We start from the raw sequence: 17489 nt of genomic DNA, 5'->3' as shown, positions 1-17489 counted from the left end.
TTTTACCGTTTGTGGCGTTCGAGGTAGATCGTGTAGAGCTTGAAATGCTCGACGATGGCATGTTTGTAACCTTCGAGGTCGCCGCGTTTGATGTATTCTAACAGATGGTGGTGGGTGACCAGCTCGCTGTTCTGGATAAGTTCCTGCTCGATGGGTTCGAAGAAATCACGGTACTTCTCCTTGACGAAATCCAGCACCGGGTAGATGATGTCCTGAAACTCCGAGATGATGCGGTTGCCCGTGATTTCATAGAGCTTCGTATGGAAACGATGCTCGCTGATGGGCGCGTATTTGTTGTTGCCGATCACTTGGCTCATTTCGACGATCTGCTCCAGTTCTTCGATGTCCTGCGGGGTGAGGTTGCTGAAGATGTTGTTGCTGATGCCGATTTCGAGCGCGATGCGGAACTCCAGAATGTCCCGCAGCGTCGATTCGTTCATCAACAGCGGATTGATGCAGCGCTTCATGCCGCCGAGCAGCGAGGGTTCGCCCAGAACCATCCCTTTCTTGGTGCGTGAAACGATCATGCCGGTCATCTTGAAACGGCTCAGCGCTTCGCGCAGAACCGGACGCCCGACACCCAGCGATGCGGCCAGCTCGATCTCGTTGGGGATGCTGCTGCCCGGGCGCAGGCCCTTCTCCTTGAAGAAGCGAATCAAACTCTCTTCGACGCTGTCGACGAGCGTAGTATTGCGGTTGTCCAGTTTCAGTACCTCCATCTGCGGTAATTTTCCGTAAAGATACGAATTATTTTTGTTGTCATGTCAAATTATTCGGACAAATCGAATCCGGATCGGTCCGGCCGGTCATTCCGTCTGCCAGTCGAATCGCTTGGGGCGTCGGACCGTTTGGCGGTATTTGCGGCCGAAGCGGTCCGTGACGGTCACTTCGAGCGGTGTGTCCGGGGCCGAGGCTTCGACCGAGAACATGTGCGGGTTGGCCACGGCGCGGAAGGCCGTGGGGCGCGTGGGAAGCGCGTCGCGGCGGATCAGGATATAGAGCGGGTCTTTGGCCCACACCTGCTCGACTTTCAGGTCGCGTCCGTTCTCGCGCACGCGCACCGTCCATCGTTCGTCCCAGTTGTAGACGTTGATCAGGCAGCGGTTGCTGCCCGGTTGGCCGCCGAACTCCTCGGGGACCTGGTTCAGGTCGTAGACGCGGAACTGGTTGCGGTCGGCCCGGTAGCCGTTGGGTTTGAACTGCCAGTCGGCGCGGCCGCCTCGGTAACGCAGGATCAGATAGCCGCCGGGAGAACCGTCTTCGCTCACCAGCCGGCTTTCGGGGCCGTTGATCTTCCACGACACGGCCGAGGCCGAGACGAGTGTGTGCTGGAAAATGCGGTCGGTCAGCGGGATGTTGATGAATCGGTGGTTGTGCCCCGTCAGCAGCCGCACGTCGTCGAACCGCGCCAGCAGCGGCATGAGCTGGTCGTGCATGGCCCGCTGGTTCTCTCTGGCCGAGAATTCGGGGGTGCCGTCGCTGCCGATGCCCGTCCAGTCGGCGACGGGTACATGCATGCAGACGACGAGCGGAGTGTCGCTGCCGACGGTTTCCAGATCGCGGCCCAGCCAGCGGAGCTGGCGTTCGTCGAGCCGGTAGTCGTTGCGGGAGGGACGCCTGCCGTTTTTGAGCGCTCCCTTACGGACGATGGTGTTGTCGAGCATGACGAAATGCACCTTCCCGAGGTTGAACGAGTAGTAGTTCGGACCGATGATCTGGCGGTAAGGGCGCTGCGCGATGCTGTCCCATTGCGCGTCGGGGACCGCCGGATCGACGAACCGCTCGTTGTCGTGGTTGCCCGGGATGTGGAAGACGGGCGAGGGATAGGTTTTCATCACGTCGAGGTACTTGCGCAGCGCGAAGTCGTTCCTGTGCCACATGATGTCGGTGGTCATGTCGCCCAGATGGAGCGAATAGACCGGACCTTTGGTGCGCTCGATTTCGCGCGAAATGTCGGGCAGGTACCATTTGCGGAACTGCGGCAGGTCGAGCTCCTCAGGGTCGCCCCGAAGGTGGGTGTCGGTCGAGACGAAGAGCGTGAAGTTGTCGTTACGGCGTTTTTCGAGCTGGAAATCGATCACGTCGAGGTCGCAATGGGTCGTGTAACCGAAAAAACGCGGGATCAGGCCGTCGGCGGCCGTTTCGTAACCTCCGGGGATGGACATGAACACATATCCGCAGGGTTTCGAGGAGGACATTTCATAATGTCCGTCGGAATCGGTCCGGACGACCAGTTCGCCGTCCGAGACGATGACTCCGGCGACGGGTTTCCCTTGGCAGGTGACCCGGCCCACGATATTGGGCTTTTGCGCCTGCGCGCACCAGACGGCGCAAAGTGCGGTTAAAAGGAGCAGTTTTTTCATTTTCGTTTCGGTGAACGGAGCAGGCCGGAGAGAGACGCCTTGAAGCGTCTCCCTCCGGTCGGTCCGGGTGTTTTATTTTTCTTTCACGCAGCGGATCTGCATCGCTTGATTGCGGTAGCCGAGGTCTTCGGTGTCGGCATGAACTTGGGCCGTGCCGATGGCTGGAGCGTATAGGAACATATAACGGCCCGCCGGACGGAAATAGAGCAGTCCCGAAGCATAGGTTGTGGCTGTCTTCGAATATTGATTGTCCCCGCCCGTGAACATCGAGCGTGACCAGTAGAATGCGGCGTTGTTCGATTCCACGACGGTTCCGGTGGCATCGCGGCGTCCGCCGCAGGGGAATACCAGCGTCTCCACGCCGGGATCGGTCTCATGCTCCGTCCAGAAATTCCGGGCATTCGCCGCCGCTGTGAAGTCAGCCGAAGCGTCGGCTTTGAGCCGGTCGATGCGCAGGATATTTTCGCCGCCGGTCATGTAATTCTGTCCGTCTTTCTCATGGGTTTTGGTGTAAGAGGGCGGCGTCGTGGTCTGCGTGCCGCCTTTATTGATCCACAGATAGCGGACGTACCAGGCGTTGGCCGTACCCTTTTGTTTGATGCCGGAGTGGAACATGGTCTCCGTATCCTTCGTGATGGCTCCCGATCCGAAGCCTACATAGGGGTGCGTCACTCCGTTCGGCAGTATTTCGGCTGCTTTTTGCTGGCCGTTTGCGAAGATCAGGGCATTGTTGCGATAGAGCATGACACCGGCCAGTTCCTCGTAGGTCGGCAGCCGCCATCCGGCGGGGCAGGGATTCGTCGTGACGGATTCCCAGTATTGGTCGAAGGAGCCTTCGACGCCCTGCGAATTCCAGTCCTGCGTTTCGCCCGTGTAGGCGATGAATGCCGGGCTGGCGAGAGCCTCTGCGGGGGTCATCTGTGCCGATACGGTCTCCACCTCGCCGGTTGCGGGGAAGGGCATCGTGCGGCCCCACTGGTAGAGGTAGCCGAAACTGCGCACATCGTTGGCAAAGGCCTGCGAGGCCCTGAGCGTGGCGCCGATCGAACGGTCCATCCATTCCAGATCGCCGAACTTGATTGTCTTGATGCCTGCGAGACCCTGCTGGACGACCTTGACATTGCAGGTCGCACCGCCGGCATTGACGGCGAACGAGGCCGTCCGGTCCTCGCCGGGGTTCTCTTTCAGCGTGCGGATACGGATGGTGCCCTCCTTGACGATGACGGCGTCGTACCAGTCTTCCGATATGGTCCCGATCTCGGCTGAGCCGTCGACGTTGAGGATATAGCCGATCGTGAAGCCGTAGTTCGGTTCGGGCGTGAAAGGCAGCGTCACGGTGTTCTTGTCCGAAAGCCATTCGCCCGTGATCTGGATGGCGTCCACTTCGGCCGCACCGCTGAAATCGGGCGACAGCACGGCCGTCACCTCCCCGCCCCGGTTGCGGAGCGTCAGTTTGTAGTCGTAGTCGGCGTAGAGGGTGCTGGCGAGCGTGGTCTTGCAGACGAAATCGCTGCCCGAAAGGGTGCCTTTCACCGTGACGGCCGTTTGGTTGGCTGTCGCCGGCAGCAGGTAGAAGGCCCCGGCCTCCTCGCCGGCAGCGGGATCGGCTGCTGCGGTGTAGTCGGCGGTCGGCAGATCGACCGAAATGGTCTTTACGAAAGGATAGACGCTCGCCGAGGCTCCCGAAACGGAGACATCCGAGAGGACGATCTCGCCGGGAAGCGTGTTGCGCAGCGAAATTTTGGCGACGGTGCGGGCCAGACATACCGGCACACGGGCGTTGGCGGCACTGGCGATGAAGGTCGTGCCGGCCATGACGAAGGGGGCTGCCGGGGCTTTGGAGCCGGCCGGGGTCACGACGACGCCGTTGCGGAAATCGTTGAGCGCCGTGGCCGGGACGCTCTCGGTCGCTTCGTCGAGCGTGACGAGCGTCGGAAGCGTGACGCTGCTGCCTGCGTTGCCCAGCACGAAGACGTGCTTCTGTCCCGAGGTCGGAAGCACGATCTGCTCGCTGCCGATGCGGTAGTTGTGCGTTCCGGCGATCTTCTCCGGTTCCGCGGGGACGATTCCCTGCTTGTAGTATTGCAGGGCATCGGTCGTGACGTCGAAAACATAGATGTCGTAACTTGTGACGGCCCGTTCTTCGGCCGAAGCGGTCGAGCGGGTCGAGATCATCGTACCGCTGACCTGCACCTCGACGCTCATCTCGGCCTGTTGCCGGTTGTTCTCCAATACACTGTTCTCGTCGTGCAGGTCGGGTGAACAGGCTATGGCGAGGAGCCCGCAAAGGAGGCTTATGGTTCGTTTTTTCATGACTCGGAGGGTTTATTCGTTGATATATTTTGCGATCGTGGCTGCCGGAATCCTGCGGAACGAGATCTGCTCGCGGTAAACCGATGTCCCGTTTTCATAGAGTACGCCGACACTGCCGTCGTCGAAGACGACCAGATCCGAATAGCCGGACTTGCCTTCGGTAATCTGGTAAACATCCGTTTTCCATGTGGCGCAGTCGTCCAGACTGGCCCGAATCGAAAGATGGTCGCGTCCCGTACTGTTGTTGCTGCTGGCTAAGATGACGGATGAAGGAACGCCGTTCGTATTGTAGTTTACGATCGACCCTTGGCATCCCGGGTCCGTGCGCAGCGGGTTCGGCGTATAACGGCTCCATGTGATGCCGCCGTCGCCGCTGACGCTCCAGCCGCGCTGGTTTTTGTAGGCTCCCGTGCTGCGCATGTCGAGATAGATGCGGCCGTCGGACAGCTCGACCGGCACGCATTCGTTGCCGTAATGCAGCTCCTCGTCGAGTTCGAGCATATGCCAGCTCTCGCCGTTGTCGTCGGAATAGGCGACGTGCGAACCGTAGTAGTTTTCATCCTCCGAATCCGCGGGTACGGCCGTTCCGCCGAATACCTGATATTTGTGGTCGCAGCCGACGAGGATGCGTCCCTTGTGCTCGCCGGTTTTCAACTGAATGGCGTGTCCGGGACCCGCTTTGAAGAAGCCTGTCCACAGGTAGCGGTCGGGGTTCGAATTGCGGCCCTCGGTGAAGTGCTTGAACGGGCCCGACCAGGTTGCGCCCTCGTCGTCGGAGTAAAAGCTCACTACATGGTTGTGATACCGCTGCGACTCTTCGAACGAAAAGTAGTTGCTTTTGAATTTCGCTTCGGTGGTTCCGGTGCGCGCCCAGCAGCAGAAGACCACCAGACGGCCGCTTTCGGTCCAGACGGCGCAGGCGTTTCCGCAGGTGTTGTCCTCGTCGTCGAACAATACCTGTGAGGGGCCCCATGTCTGACCGTCGTCGGTCGAGACCCGGTAGACCAAGTCGATGTCGCCGCCGTCCTTGTTGGTCGAGCCGGTCTCTTCGCGGGCCTCGCAGAAAGCGATCAGTTTGTGCGGGGTCCGGACCAGTCCCGGGATGCGGAAGTTATGGATGCGCTTGGTGGGATAGACGGCTCCCTTGTTTTTCCACAGCACCTGTGTCGTCCCGGCCGAAAGGTCGGTCCCTTCGTCGAGATCGTGGGTCGGCGTGCCGAATTCGAAGGAGTCGCCGCAAGCGGCGGCCGTCAGGGCCAGCACGGGAAGCAGGAGGTTCAGTATTCTGGTTTTCATCGTGGCGTGTTTTTTAGTTGTAACCTACCGTTTGACGGATATTCGGATTTTCGTTCATGCAGGCGGTCGTGATGGGCCACAGCAGGATGTTGGTCTCGTTCTGGCGGCCGCGGAGCGATTCGATCTTCGTGAAGGCGTAGCCCAGACGGATGTAGTTCCACCAGCTCTTGCCTTCGCCGGCGAACTCTTTCAGATACTCGGTCATCAGCGACTCCTTGAAACTGTGGTAATCTGAGGAGGCATAATAGTTGTCGATGCCGTAGGCCCGCTTGGCGACGCGGTTGAGGTATTCGAGCGCCGTCGGGACGTTGCCCCGTTCGTTCTCGATCTCGGCCTTGAAGAGCAGCGCTTCGGCATAGCGGTAGAGCGGCAGGTCGGAGATGAAGTAGCGCTTGTTGTCGGCCCACTTGCCGGCGAACTTGTTGACCCATGTGTAGCGGTAACCCTCCTCTTCATCAGTCCAGTCGCCGTAGCTGACCGGGGTGCGGGTGTCGCGTTCGTCCTTGTAGAGCAGTTCCACGAGGCTCGGCGAGAAGATGAAACGCTGGTCGTCGGAGGTCATCAGTTTGACATGCGTTTCGATATGCTCGCTGGCCGAATGGAAGCGGGTTTGCGGGATGAGGTAGGTGCTGGCATAGCCACCTTCATACTCGCCCTGCCCGAAGTGGAGTGTGAGGATGATTTCGGCATTGTTCTTTTTCGTGATGTCGAAGATGTCGGCATAGGAGCCGATCAGGTCGAGCCGTGAATCCTTGAACACCTCGGCCAGAGCTTCGTCGGCGGCCGTGAGGGCGTCGTCACCCCCTTCGCGGGTCTGGTAGAGCCAGAGATTGTAGTCGGCTTTGAGCATCTGGACGGCACTGCGGGTGGCGATGGTGCAGTCGGCGGCCGATGCGGGCATCAGGCGGAGTGCATCGTCGATGTCGCGGGCGACCTGTTCGTAGATCAGTGCCGCGTCGCTGCGCGAAGGTTGCAGGTCGCTGTCGCTCGACTCGAAACCCTCCAGAAGCAGCGGTGCGTCGCCCCATACGCGGACGATGTTGTAATAGGTGTAGGCGCGCACGAAGTGGGCGTTGGCCAGAATGAGATTCTTCCGGGTTTCGTCCGAGAACGCGATACCCGGCACATGGCGCAGGATGAGGTTGGCGTTGTTGATCGTCGTGTAGCTCGATCCCCAGTTGGTGCCTTTGGTTTCGCTGCTGTCGAGTGCGTTGTTGAACATTTTGTCGGCCGATCCCGAGCCGCCGGCTCCGTTGGCGAAGGTTCCGGCCCGGTAGTCGCCCCAGTAGATCATGGCGGTCTGGAACGATGCGCGGAACTGGTGGTACATGCCGTAGAGGGCTCCCGTGGCGTCGCCTTCGTCGAGCCACATGTTCGAAGTCGTGATCTTGCTTTTCTGGATGATGTCCATGTCGCCTAGGCACGAAGCGGAACCCGCTGAGACCGCGGCGAGCAGCACGAGTTGTATGAGTCTGTTTTTCATGACGGTTCTTGCTTGAAGTTGATTAAAAGATCAGACGTACGCCGAACGAGAAACGGCGGATCGGGGGATAATTGTAGAATACGTCGCCGTCGTAGGTCGTTGACGATCCCATTTCGGGCGAAATGCCTTTGACCTCGGTGAAATAGCAGAGGTTGTTGCCCGATACGGTCAGCGTGACGCCTTTCAGCCCGACTTTCGTAAAGAGTTTCGACGGCAGCGAGTATTGCAGCGTGATTTCGCGCAGGCAGAGGTAGTCGCCCTTGTAGGTGAACGTGTTGGTCGCGCGGCGGTTGTAGTTGTCGTTGCCCCAATTCGAATCGTTGGCGTAAAACTTGGCGTACTTGGTTTTGTCGCCGGGCTTTTTCCACGCTTTCAGCACATCCTTGGCCAGCGCGTAGTTGTTGGTGAAGGTGCCGTAGAAGTAGCGCGAATAGGATTCGTCGAAGATCGAGTGCCCCGTGGCCCAGTCCAAGTAGAGCGACAGGGTCCAGTTTTTAAGCCGGAACGTGTTCTGCAAACCGCCGGTGAAGGGCGGAACGGTGACTCCCAGACAGAACTGGTCGGCCGTGGTGATCTGTCCGTCGCCGTTCCGGTCGGCCCATTCGTAGTCGCCGACACGTTTGGCCCCTTTCTGGGGCAGGCGCGACAGGGCGTCGTAATTGGCGTTGGCGGCCTGCTCTTCGGTCTCGATGATGCCCGTGGCGACATAGCCGTAGAAGCGGTTGAGGGGTTCGCCTTCGGCGATGCCGCCGAAGAAAGTGCCGTCGCCCAAGGCGATGCCGCCCGTGCGGTTCTTGTCGATCCCGTTGTCGGGCAGTTTGAGCACTTTGTTCTGCTGGTAGCTCAGTACGAGTTTCGACTCCCAGTTGAAATTCTTCTTCACGATGTTGCGGGTGGTCAGTTCCAGTTCATAGCCCCAAAAGCGGACTTTGCCGAGGTTGGTCCAGAACTTCGAGAAGCCCGTCGTGTTGGGCAGCTTCTGCTCGTAGAGCAGGTTGCGCGTGCGTTTGTCGAAGAAATCGGCGCTTATGTAGATGCGGTTCTTGAACAGGCCGGCTTCGATACCGATGTCGAGCTGGTTCGAGGTCTCCCATTGCAGTCTTTCGTTGGGCATCTCCGAGGGCTTGATGCCCGAGTTCCCGTTGTACATGTAGCTGGCGCCGTAGGAACCGTAGGCGTCGTAGATGCCTACCGAGGCGTTGTTTCCGGTCGAACCGTAGCTGGCGCGCAGTTTGAGGAAATTCAGCCTCCGGATGTCGTTGAGCCAAGGCTCTTCGGTCAGCACCCAGCCGCCCGAAATGCCCGGGAAGAAGCCCCAGCGGTCGTCTTTGGCGAATTTCGACGATCCATCTTCGCGGAAGGTGGCCGTCAGCAGATACTTGCCTTTGTAATCGTAGTTGAGGCGTCCGAAGAATCCGATCTGGCACTCGGCCTGCTCCGACGAGGAGATGTCGTCGGGCTCGAAGACCGAAGAGCCGTTAATGGTGGTGACCTTGTCCGAAGTGCCGCCCGATCCGGCCATGCTGACTGTTTCGTAGTCGCGTTTCTGGTAGGAATAACCGCCCATGATCGAGAAATTGTGATCTTCGGCGAACGTCTTCTTGTAAGAAACGTAGGCTTCGAGTTTCTGGCGTTCGGTCATGGTCTGGGCCCACGACGATTTCCGCGTGGCGTCGAAGACATTGGCCTTGATGAACTGTTTGGTTTTCGAGTCGGTGCGGAAGAACGAACCCTGCACGTTGGCCGTCAGACCGTCGATGATCTCCCATCTCAGACCGCCGATGAGCGACAGGTAGTTTTTCCGGTTGCTCCGGTCGTAGTATTTGTTGTAGAAGAGCGGGGTTTGCGACGAGGAGTTGTAGCCCTCGACCGGCGAGCCGTCCTCGTAATAGGCGTTCATCGTCGGCGGATTGGCCAGTGCGCGGGAGATGGTGTTGCGCTGGTTGGCGTAGGCTTCGGTGTTGGTGCGGGCGAAATCCACGCCGAAACTGGCTGTCAGTCGCTTGGTAATCTTGGCGTCGAGGTTGCTCTTGAAGTTCACGCGGTCGTAACCCGTCGAGAGGGCCACGCCTTCGTCATCGGTGTATCCCAGACTGGCCGAGTAGCGGACCCGTTCGCCGCCGCCGTCGATTCCCAAGTAGTAGTTTTGCCACCATGCGCCGTTGTAGAGCAGGTCCTGCCAGTCGGTGTCGCGGTACATGATCGTTTTCGAGGGGTTGACCGGGTCGGGCATCGTCCTGTATCCGGCGGGCAGCACATCCGTTGCGGGATCGTAATAACGAGTCGAGAAGATACCGTCGGGCTTGTTGCCGACACCGGCCGAGTGGGCTCCGTTCAGGTAGCTAAGGGCGTCGGATGCACGCGAGGGAATGTTCAGGTATTCGGCGACCGCCGTGCGTACGACCTCGATATATTCGCGGGCGTTCAGGAACTCGATTTCGGTCTCGGTGTCCTGCCATGCCCAGTTGGCTTCGAACGTGATGCGGGGAGCCTTGTTGTAACCGCCGCGTTTGGTGGTCACGAGGATGATTCCGTTCGAGGCCTTCGCACCGTAGATGGCCGACGAAGCGGCGTCTTTCAGCACGTCGATCGAGGCGATGTCGTTGGGGTTGATGGCCGAGAAGTCGCGTTCGACGCCGTCGACGAGCACGAGCGGGGAGTTCGAACCGTTGATCGACGAACCGCCGCGGATCTGGTAGGAGAATCCGCCGCCGGGCGAGAAGTTGGTCTGCGTGACTTTCAGACCGGCGATCTTGCCTTTCAGGCCTTCGCCGACGGTCGAAATCGGGATGTTTTGCAGCGCCTCTCCGTCGAGTTTGGCGATCGAGGAGGTCACCGACCGGCGCGACTGTTCGCCGTAGCCGACCACCACGACCTCGTCCACGGCGATCGATTCGGGCGCCAGCTCTATGTCGATGCGGCTCTGCGAACGGGGGACGGCGACCTCCTGCATCCGGTAACCGATGAACGATACGACCAGCGTGGCGTCGCCGTTCGCCAAGTCGAGTGCGAAATTGCCGTTCGAGTCCGTGGTGATGCCTTGGGTCGTGCCTTTGACGATGACCGAAGCCCCGACGACGGCTTGGCCCTTGTCGTCCGTGACCCGCCCCGTCAGGCGGTGCGTCTGAGCCCAGACGCTCATGCCGGCGAGCAAAAATGCCAGACAGAGGAGGCATCTCGATGCGACGCTCCATCCTCCATATCCGGAGTCGAAACGCCTCTTTGTGGTAGAGTTTTTCATTTGGCGGAAATTTTAAGTTTCATGATATAGGGTTGGTTATTATTTATTTGTTTTATAAGACAAATATAGCCGAAGAGTATGTTCTTCACGACGACAAGGTCGTGAAGAAGTGGTTAAGTTCGGATTACGCACCGGTTTTCCGTTTTCCGTAGATGGTCAGCGAATCGGTGTCGCGGCTGCTGCGGGGGACGCAGAGGCTTGCCAGATAACCGACGATGAAACACGAAAGGAATCCGGTCGTGGAATAGAGCAGCAGGTTGACATACCCGCTGCGGGCGACGAGAATCTGCACGACGACGCTGGCCGCGATGCCGCACAGGGCGCCGAACGTATTGGCGCGCCGGGTCGTGAGGCCCAGCAGAAACAATCCGCCCAGACCGCCGAGCAGGATGCCGAGGATTTTCGAGAATTCGTCCCACAGCGATTTGATCTCCCACGAAGCCATTATCAATGCGAATCCTACGCCGACGAGTCCCAGTACGAGGGTCGAGAGGCGCGCCGTGCGCAGCAGCGCGCGGCCGTCGCGCGCGGCGGGGCAGAGTTTGCGGTGAATGTCCGTGACGAAGGCCGTTGCGGCGGAGTTCATGCTGCTGCTGAGCGTCGACATGGCGGCGGCGAACAGACCGGCGATTATCAGTCCCAGTACGCCCGACGGAAGCTGGGTGCTGATATACCACGGCAGGATGGCGTCGCTGTCGCGGACGGCCATGCTCAGCTCCGCCGGGAAGTGGCGGTAGAAGGCCCACAGCGCCGTGCCCACCAGAAAGAAGAGGATGGTGGCCGGAATGGTCAGTGCGGCGTTGACGTAGACTCCTTTGCGGGCTTCGCGTTCGGTGGCGGTGGTCAGGTAGCGCTGCACGATGGTCTGGTCGGTGCCGTAGGTGGTGATGTTGGTAAAGAAGGTTGCGATCAGCACGGTCCACACCGTCGGCTGGCGCAGGTCGAAAGCCGTCGATCCGAGGTCGAATTTCCCGGCCTCGGCGGCCGAAGCGACGATGGTTCCGAGGTCCTCGGGGAGTTGCAGGCACACGATGACCAGCACCGTGACGGCGGCGCCCAGCAGCACGACGACTTGCAGGGCTTCGGTCCACGCCACGGCCTCGATACCGCCCATGAGCGTGTAAGCGAGGCTCAGGACGCCCATCAGGGTGATGCAGAGGAAGATGTCGAAACCCGTGACGACGTTGAGTGCGATCGATGGAAGCAACAGCACGACGCCCATACGTCCGATCTGGAAGAGGATGAAGGCGATGCTGCACAGGATGCGCACGAGGGGATTGAACCGCGCTTCGAGGTATTCATAGGCCGTGGTGACATTGAGCCTGCGGTAGAAGGGGATGAACAGTAACACGATGATTGGTACGGCCAGCACGATGCCCGAGTTGAAAAGCAGGTAACTCCAATCCGTGGCATAGGCTTTGGCCGGAATAGCCATGAAAGTAATGGCGCTGAGCGCCGTTCCGAAGATGCTCAGCCCGACGATGAACCACGGGATGCGTCCCCCCCCCTTGAAATAGTCGTCGGAGGTCTTCTGGTTTTTCGAGAAATACCAGCCGATGAGCGCCAGCGAAAGGAAATAGAGGGTGATGACGCCGATGTCGAGCCCCGTCAGGCGGTGGATGGTGCTTTGGAGCGTTCCCCGCAGCAGAACGGGAGTGCGCACGCCCGGGCGTATCTCGCCGCTCGTGATCAGGATGCCGTCGTCGTCCGGAAGGACGTTTGTCGTGACTGGAAGGATGATTCCTTCGGGAACGGGAGTTTCCGTAAGGGTTCCCGTGACCGTGTGGTAAAGCCGCAGCAACTGGTCGTCGGAATTGGTTCCGTTGCGGCCGCCGATCAGCAGAATGTGGTTGGTGCCGAATGGCGCTGCTGTTCCGGCCATGACAGGAAATTCTCCTTCGAGCCGGTTCCAACTTTTGAGACGCGGGTTGTAACGGTAGCCGTCTTTATGAACGGTCCAAGCTGAATCGCCCGAGAAGTCGCGGCCGCTGAAAAGGTAGAAACAGTTGTCGAACCCGTCGCTTTGCGAAGCCGCTACCGCAAACGCCCGGGCCGGCCCGGGCCACGGCGGCAGTTCCTGCCACCCGCGTCCGCGGTCGTGGAGATCGAGCATAAAGAAGTTGCGGGTGGCGGCGGCCTCCTCTACTTGCTCGATACCGCCGGCCACATAGATGCGATGGCCGATCAGGGCCCCTGCGGCATTGGCCAAGGGGCGCGGGAGCGAAGGCCATGGTGTGAAGCGGGGCTGGTTGCCGTCGAGTGTCAGGAGTAATACCTGATCCGTACAGTCCGAGGCGTTGCAGCCGCCGATGCAGAGCACGCCCTCGGGCAGTGTGACCGAGATTCCGTAGGCCCGGGGTTCGGGCAGGGCGTCGCGAATGACTTGCCAGCTCCCGGAAGGGTCATAGATATATAAATCCCGATGATATCGTTTCTCTCCGTTCGCCTCGGGGGTGCGGTCGGGGAAGTTGGCGCCGCCTGCGATCAGCAGTTTTCCGTCGATACGCCCCGAGAAGACGCCGGCGATGCCGATGTTGGGCGTCCCGTCGAGTTGCGGCAGGCTGAGCGAGGAGTCCCAGCGGATGGCATCGGTCTCTGTCAGTTGTGTCGTGGGAGTTCCGGCTGTCGAAACGGCCGTGCCGAGGAGCAGGAAAAGAGTCAATATCAGGTTTCTCATGGGTCAGAAGGGGTTGGCAGGTATCGTTATTTCGCAAAGCCGATACGGTCGAGTTCTTCGCCCAGTCGGTGCATCTCGGACTCGGTGTAAGGCGCGAAGGGCAGCCGGCAGTCGCCGCAGTCTATTCCCAGATGATTCATGATGGCTTTGCCGCCGCGGACACCGCCGCCGTGACGGATGATGACATGCACGATGTCCACCGATTCCTGCTGGAAGACGCGGGCGCGTTCGATATCGCCTGCGAGAAATGCGTCGTAAAGGTTCCGGTAGGTCGACAGCGAATAATTATAGGTGCTGCCCACGCCTCCGCGGGCGCCCACGGCCATGCCGCAGAGCAGCATTTCGTCGAAACCGTTGAGGATATCGAAACGCCCGTCTTCGAGACGGATGCATTCGAGCATCTCCATAAAGTTGTTCGAGGTGAATTTGATGCCGTTCAGGTTAGGGATTTCACGCGAGCCTTTTTCGAGGAACTCCTTCATCGGCAGGTTGACGCCCGTTACCGAAGGCATGTGATAGGTGTAGAACGGGATCGGGGCGATGGCTGCGGCGATGGGCTTGTAGAAATCCACGAGCTCCTCGACGGAAGCGGGTTTGAAATAGAACGGAGCGATGGCGCCGACGGCGTCGACTCGCTGTCCGGCGGCATGCCGCGCCAGTTCGATGCAGTCGGCCTGGCAGGTGCCGCCTACATGTGCGATGACGCGCATGCGGCCTGCGGCGGCCTCGACCCACGCTTCGAGGACGCTTTTGCGCTCGGCGACGGTCATCGAGGTGCATTCGCCCGTCGAACCGCAGACGAACACGCCGTCGGCACCGTCTGTGACGAGTTTGTCGGCATAGGGCCGGATTTGCGGGAGGTTGACTGCGCCGTTCTTGTCGAACGGTGTGAATACGGCAGGGATAAGTCCGGAGAGTTTGATCATGGTATGGGCGTTCATAAGTTTTTTTAATAATAGGCTGAATAATCCTATTTGTATGACAAATATAGTGAGATAAAATGAAAATCCAAAAAAGTCGGGAATTTTTTCGGATTTTCAGGAAATTTTTTGCGTAAGGTGTTTCCGCCGTCCGCGAAAAAGGATATTTGAGAGTTGTGTATCCCGTGAGCGGTCGCTGACCGGGCCGGGGTTACGATTTTTCGGTCAGCTTGTTGAAACAATGGCGGCAGATGGCTTCGTAGGAGTCCGTTTCGCCTAAGACGACCAGCTTCTCGTCGCTGGTGAGGCGGTGCGAATGGTGGGCGAGGTTGCCGCAGCGGACGCAGATGGCGTGGACCTTGGTGACATACTCCGCCGTGGCCATCAGGTGGGGCATCGGGCCGAAGGGTTTCCCGGTGTAGTCCATGTCGAGCCCGGCGACGATCACCCGCACGCCGTTGTTGGCCAGACGGCGGCAGACGTCCACGATGCTGTCGTCGAAGAACTGCGCCTCGTCGATGCCCACCACGTCGACATCGGAGGTCATCAGCAGGATGTTCTGCGGCGATTCGACCGGCGTGGAGCGGATGGCGTTGGCGTCGTGCGACACGACCTCCTCCTCGGAGTAGCGCACGTCGATGCGGGGTTTGAAGATCTCGACCCGCTGGTGGGCGAACTGGGCCCGTTTGAGACGGCGGATCAGCTCCTCGGTCTTGCCCGAGAACATCGATCCGCAGATGACTTCGATCCAGCCTTTCTTGCTGGCATTTTCCAAAAACATAAAACGATATTTGGCTTGATTCTTTGTATTGGTATGTCTATCGATCGGTATTTCATGTGGGACCGCCCGTTACTTCGTTTTATGTTTCAGTACAGACAATCCTCCTAAATCCCCCTTTGATAAGGGGAACTTTATAACCTTGTTTTGCTATTTTCGCACCTCGCACTCGTCGACACGGGTGATCCGGGCGCCGAGGGCGTTCAGGCGTCCGTCGATGTCCTTGTATCCGCGGTCGATCTGGTCGATGTTCTGGATCGTCGAGACCCCTTCGGCCGACATCGCGGCGATCAGCAGCGCCACGCCCGCACGGATGTCGGGCGAGGTCATGCGTGTGGCCCGGAGGCACATCCGGTGGTCGTGGCCGATGACGGTGGCGCGGTGGGGATCGCACAGGATGATCTGAGCCCCCATGTCGATCAGCTTGTCGACGAAGAACAGGCGGCTTTCGAACATCTTCTGGTGAATCAGCACGGCGCCTTTGGCCTGCGTGGCCACCACCAGAAAGATCGACAGCAGGTCGGGCGTCAGTCCCGGCCACGGGGCGTCGGCGATGTTCATGATCGACCCGTCGAGAAACGTCTCGATGCTGTAATGATCCTGCTGGGGGATGTAGATATCGTCGCCCCGCTGCTCGAACCGAATGCCCATGCGGGCGAACTGCGCGGGGATGATGCCGAGGTTTTCGAACGACACGCTGCGGATCGTCAGCTCCGAGCGGTTCATCGCGGCCATGCCGATGAAACTGCCTACCTCGATCATGTCGGGCAGCAACGTATGTTCCGTGCCGCCCAACTCCCCGACGCCCTCGATCGTAAGCAGGTTCGAGGCGATGCCCGAGATGCGGGCGCCCATGCGGTTGAGCATCTTGCACAACTGCTGGATGTAGGGTTCGCACGCGGCGTTGTAGATCGTCGTGAAGCCCCGGGCCATCACGGCGGCCATGATGATATTGGCCGTACCCGTCACTGAAGCCTCATCCAGCAGCATGTACGTTCCGCGCAGCTCCCGGCCTTCGACCATGAAGAATTCGTCGGCGATGTCGAAATTGAACTTCGCGCCGAGTTTCTGGAATCCGATGAAGTGGGTGTCGAGCCTGCGGCGGCCGATCTTGTCGCCGCCCGGTTTGGGGATGTATCCCACGCCGAAGCGCGCCAGCATCGGACCGATCAGCATGACCGAACCCCGCAGCCGGGTGCAGCGCTGGCGGTAGTCGTCCGACCGGAGGTATTCGAAGTCGATGTCGCGGGCGCAGAAGGCGTAGGTGTCGTCGGCGAGCTGTTCGACGACGACGCCCATGCGGCGCAGCAGCTCGATGAGCTGCATGACGTCGAGAATCTGGGGAATGTTCCGCACGACGACCCGCTGAGGGGTCAGCAGCGTGGCGCAGAGTATTTGCAGGGCTTCGTTCTTGGCGCCTTGAGGCGTGATCGACCCGTGGAGGCGGTGCCCTCCTTCGACTTTGAATATGGCCATATCCGAAATAAGCGTATCCGTTGAAAAATGTGACAAATAAAAGAGCCGTTACGGCACTGACACCAAAGATAGAAAGATTCCGGGCTTTTTTCGCGGTTTTGGAAAATATTTTCGTGAAAAACTTTTGCGGATCACTTTTTTGTTGTACTTTTGCAATCCGTAAAAATGTTTGAAACAACAAAAATCAGATAGCTATGGCAATGAAGAGAACTTACCAGCCTTCGCGTCGCAAGCGCATCAACAAGCACGGTTTCCGTGCTCGTATGGCTACGGCCAACGGTCGCAAGGTATTGGCTGCGCGTCGCGCAAAGGGTCGCAAGAAACTCACCGTATCGGACGAGTCGACGTTCAAGTACGCTTAGTTTCCTGCAGGAAAGATTTAAGGTCGGCTTTTTGCCGGCCTTCTTTCGTTTAAGACAATCCCATTGATTATGCTTACCATTCGACAAGCCGCCGAAACCGACTGCCCGCTGATCCGCCGAATGGCCGCAGAGGTATTTCCGGCCACCTACCGCGAGATACTCACCCCCGCGCAGTTGGACTACATGATGGAGTGGATGTACTCCGAGACGAGCCTGCGGGAGCAGTTCCGCGCGGGCCACGTCTGGTTTATCGCCTCGTCCGACGGTGAGCCGTGCGGCTATGTTTCGGTCGAGCGGCAGGACGAGGACCTTTTCCACCTGCAGAAGATCTATGTCCTGCCCCGTTTTCAGGGCCTCGGCGCCGGGGCTTTCCTGTTCCGGCAGGCCGTGGAGCATATCCGGAGCGTGCATCCCGCACCCTGCCTGATGGAGCTCAACGTCAACCGCCGCAACCCCGCCCTGCACTTCTACGAACGTATGGGCATGCGGCGTCTGCGCGAAGGGGATTTCCCCATCGGCGACGGTTATTACATGAACGATTATATCATGGGACTGGAGATACGATAAAGGGTTGGCCGCG

At 59.3% G+C, this 17489-nt stretch carries 12 protein-coding genes; 2 read left to right on the top strand and 10 right to left on the bottom strand.

The window, feature by feature from the left end; translation table 11 throughout:
- Window positions 1–2: 2 nt before the first annotated feature.
- The 10 genes from BN5935_RS03780 to murA form a co-directional block, all read right to left on the bottom strand.
- Entirely contained in the window at window positions 3–719 is a 717-nt protein-coding gene (locus tag BN5935_RS03780; protein WP_064974927.1) for a FadR/GntR family transcriptional regulator, read from the bottom strand.
- Between the two features lie 87 nt (window positions 720–806).
- Window positions 807–2363, bottom strand: coding sequence for a calcineurin-like phosphoesterase C-terminal domain-containing protein (locus BN5935_RS03775; RefSeq protein WP_064974926.1), 1557 nt, complete (start codon window positions 2361–2363; stop codon window positions 807–809).
- Between the two features lie 72 nt (window positions 2364–2435).
- Window positions 2436–4676: a fimbrial protein gene (locus tag BN5935_RS03770; RefSeq protein ID WP_064974925.1), complete on the bottom strand. Its 2241-nt coding sequence runs from the start codon at window positions 4674–4676 to the stop codon at window positions 2436–2438.
- Between the two features lie 12 nt (window positions 4677–4688).
- Window positions 4689–5972: a sialidase family protein gene (locus tag BN5935_RS03765; protein ID WP_064974924.1), complete on the bottom strand. Its 1284-nt coding sequence runs from the start codon at window positions 5970–5972 to the stop codon at window positions 4689–4691.
- 13 nt (window positions 5973–5985) lie between these two features.
- Window positions 5986–7455, bottom strand: coding sequence for a RagB/SusD family nutrient uptake outer membrane protein (locus BN5935_RS03760; RefSeq protein ID WP_064974923.1), 1470 nt, complete (start codon window positions 7453–7455; stop codon window positions 5986–5988).
- 22 nt (window positions 7456–7477) lie between these two features.
- Complete coding sequence (locus BN5935_RS03755) at window positions 7478–10696, bottom strand: SusC/RagA family TonB-linked outer membrane protein (protein ID WP_064974922.1); 3219 nt, start codon at window positions 10694–10696, stop codon at window positions 7478–7480.
- A 124-nt stretch (window positions 10697–10820) separates the two neighbouring features.
- Entirely contained in the window at window positions 10821–13373 is a 2553-nt protein-coding gene (locus tag BN5935_RS03750) for a sodium:solute symporter family protein (protein WP_064974921.1), read from the bottom strand.
- Between the two features lie 26 nt (window positions 13374–13399).
- Complete coding sequence (locus tag BN5935_RS03745) at window positions 13400–14314, bottom strand: dihydrodipicolinate synthase family protein (protein ID WP_064974920.1); 915 nt, start codon at window positions 14312–14314, stop codon at window positions 13400–13402.
- Between the two features lie 190 nt (window positions 14315–14504).
- Window positions 14505–15074 (bottom strand): thymidine kinase, encoded by a 570-nt coding sequence (locus tag BN5935_RS03740; RefSeq protein WP_064974919.1) that lies wholly within the window; start codon window positions 15072–15074, stop codon window positions 14505–14507.
- Between the two features lie 147 nt (window positions 15075–15221).
- Window positions 15222–16547, bottom strand: coding sequence for a UDP-N-acetylglucosamine 1-carboxyvinyltransferase (gene murA / locus BN5935_RS03735; protein WP_064974918.1), 1326 nt, complete (start codon window positions 16545–16547; stop codon window positions 15222–15224).
- Window positions 16548–16747: 200 nt separating this feature from the next.
- On the opposite strand from murA, the gene rpmH reads away from it, so the two are divergent.
- Both rpmH and BN5935_RS03725 read left to right on the top strand, forming a co-directional pair.
- On the top strand, window positions 16748–16909 hold the full coding sequence (gene rpmH, locus BN5935_RS03730) for a 50S ribosomal protein L34 (protein WP_010261331.1): 162 nt from the start codon (window positions 16748–16750) through the stop codon (window positions 16907–16909).
- 69 nt (window positions 16910–16978) lie between these two features.
- A complete protein-coding gene (locus BN5935_RS03725) occupies window positions 16979–17476 on the top strand; it encodes a GNAT family N-acetyltransferase (RefSeq protein ID WP_064974917.1) in 498 nt (165 codons plus the stop codon).
- Window positions 17477–17489: the final 13 nt, after the last annotated feature.

This window comes from Alistipes provencensis (genome assembly GCF_900083545.1).
Lineage (GTDB): Bacteria > Bacteroidota > Bacteroidia > Bacteroidales > Rikenellaceae > Alistipes > Alistipes provencensis.
The sequence above is the reverse complement of the archived record's forward strand: the minus strand, read 5'-3'. Positions and strand labels throughout refer to the sequence as shown.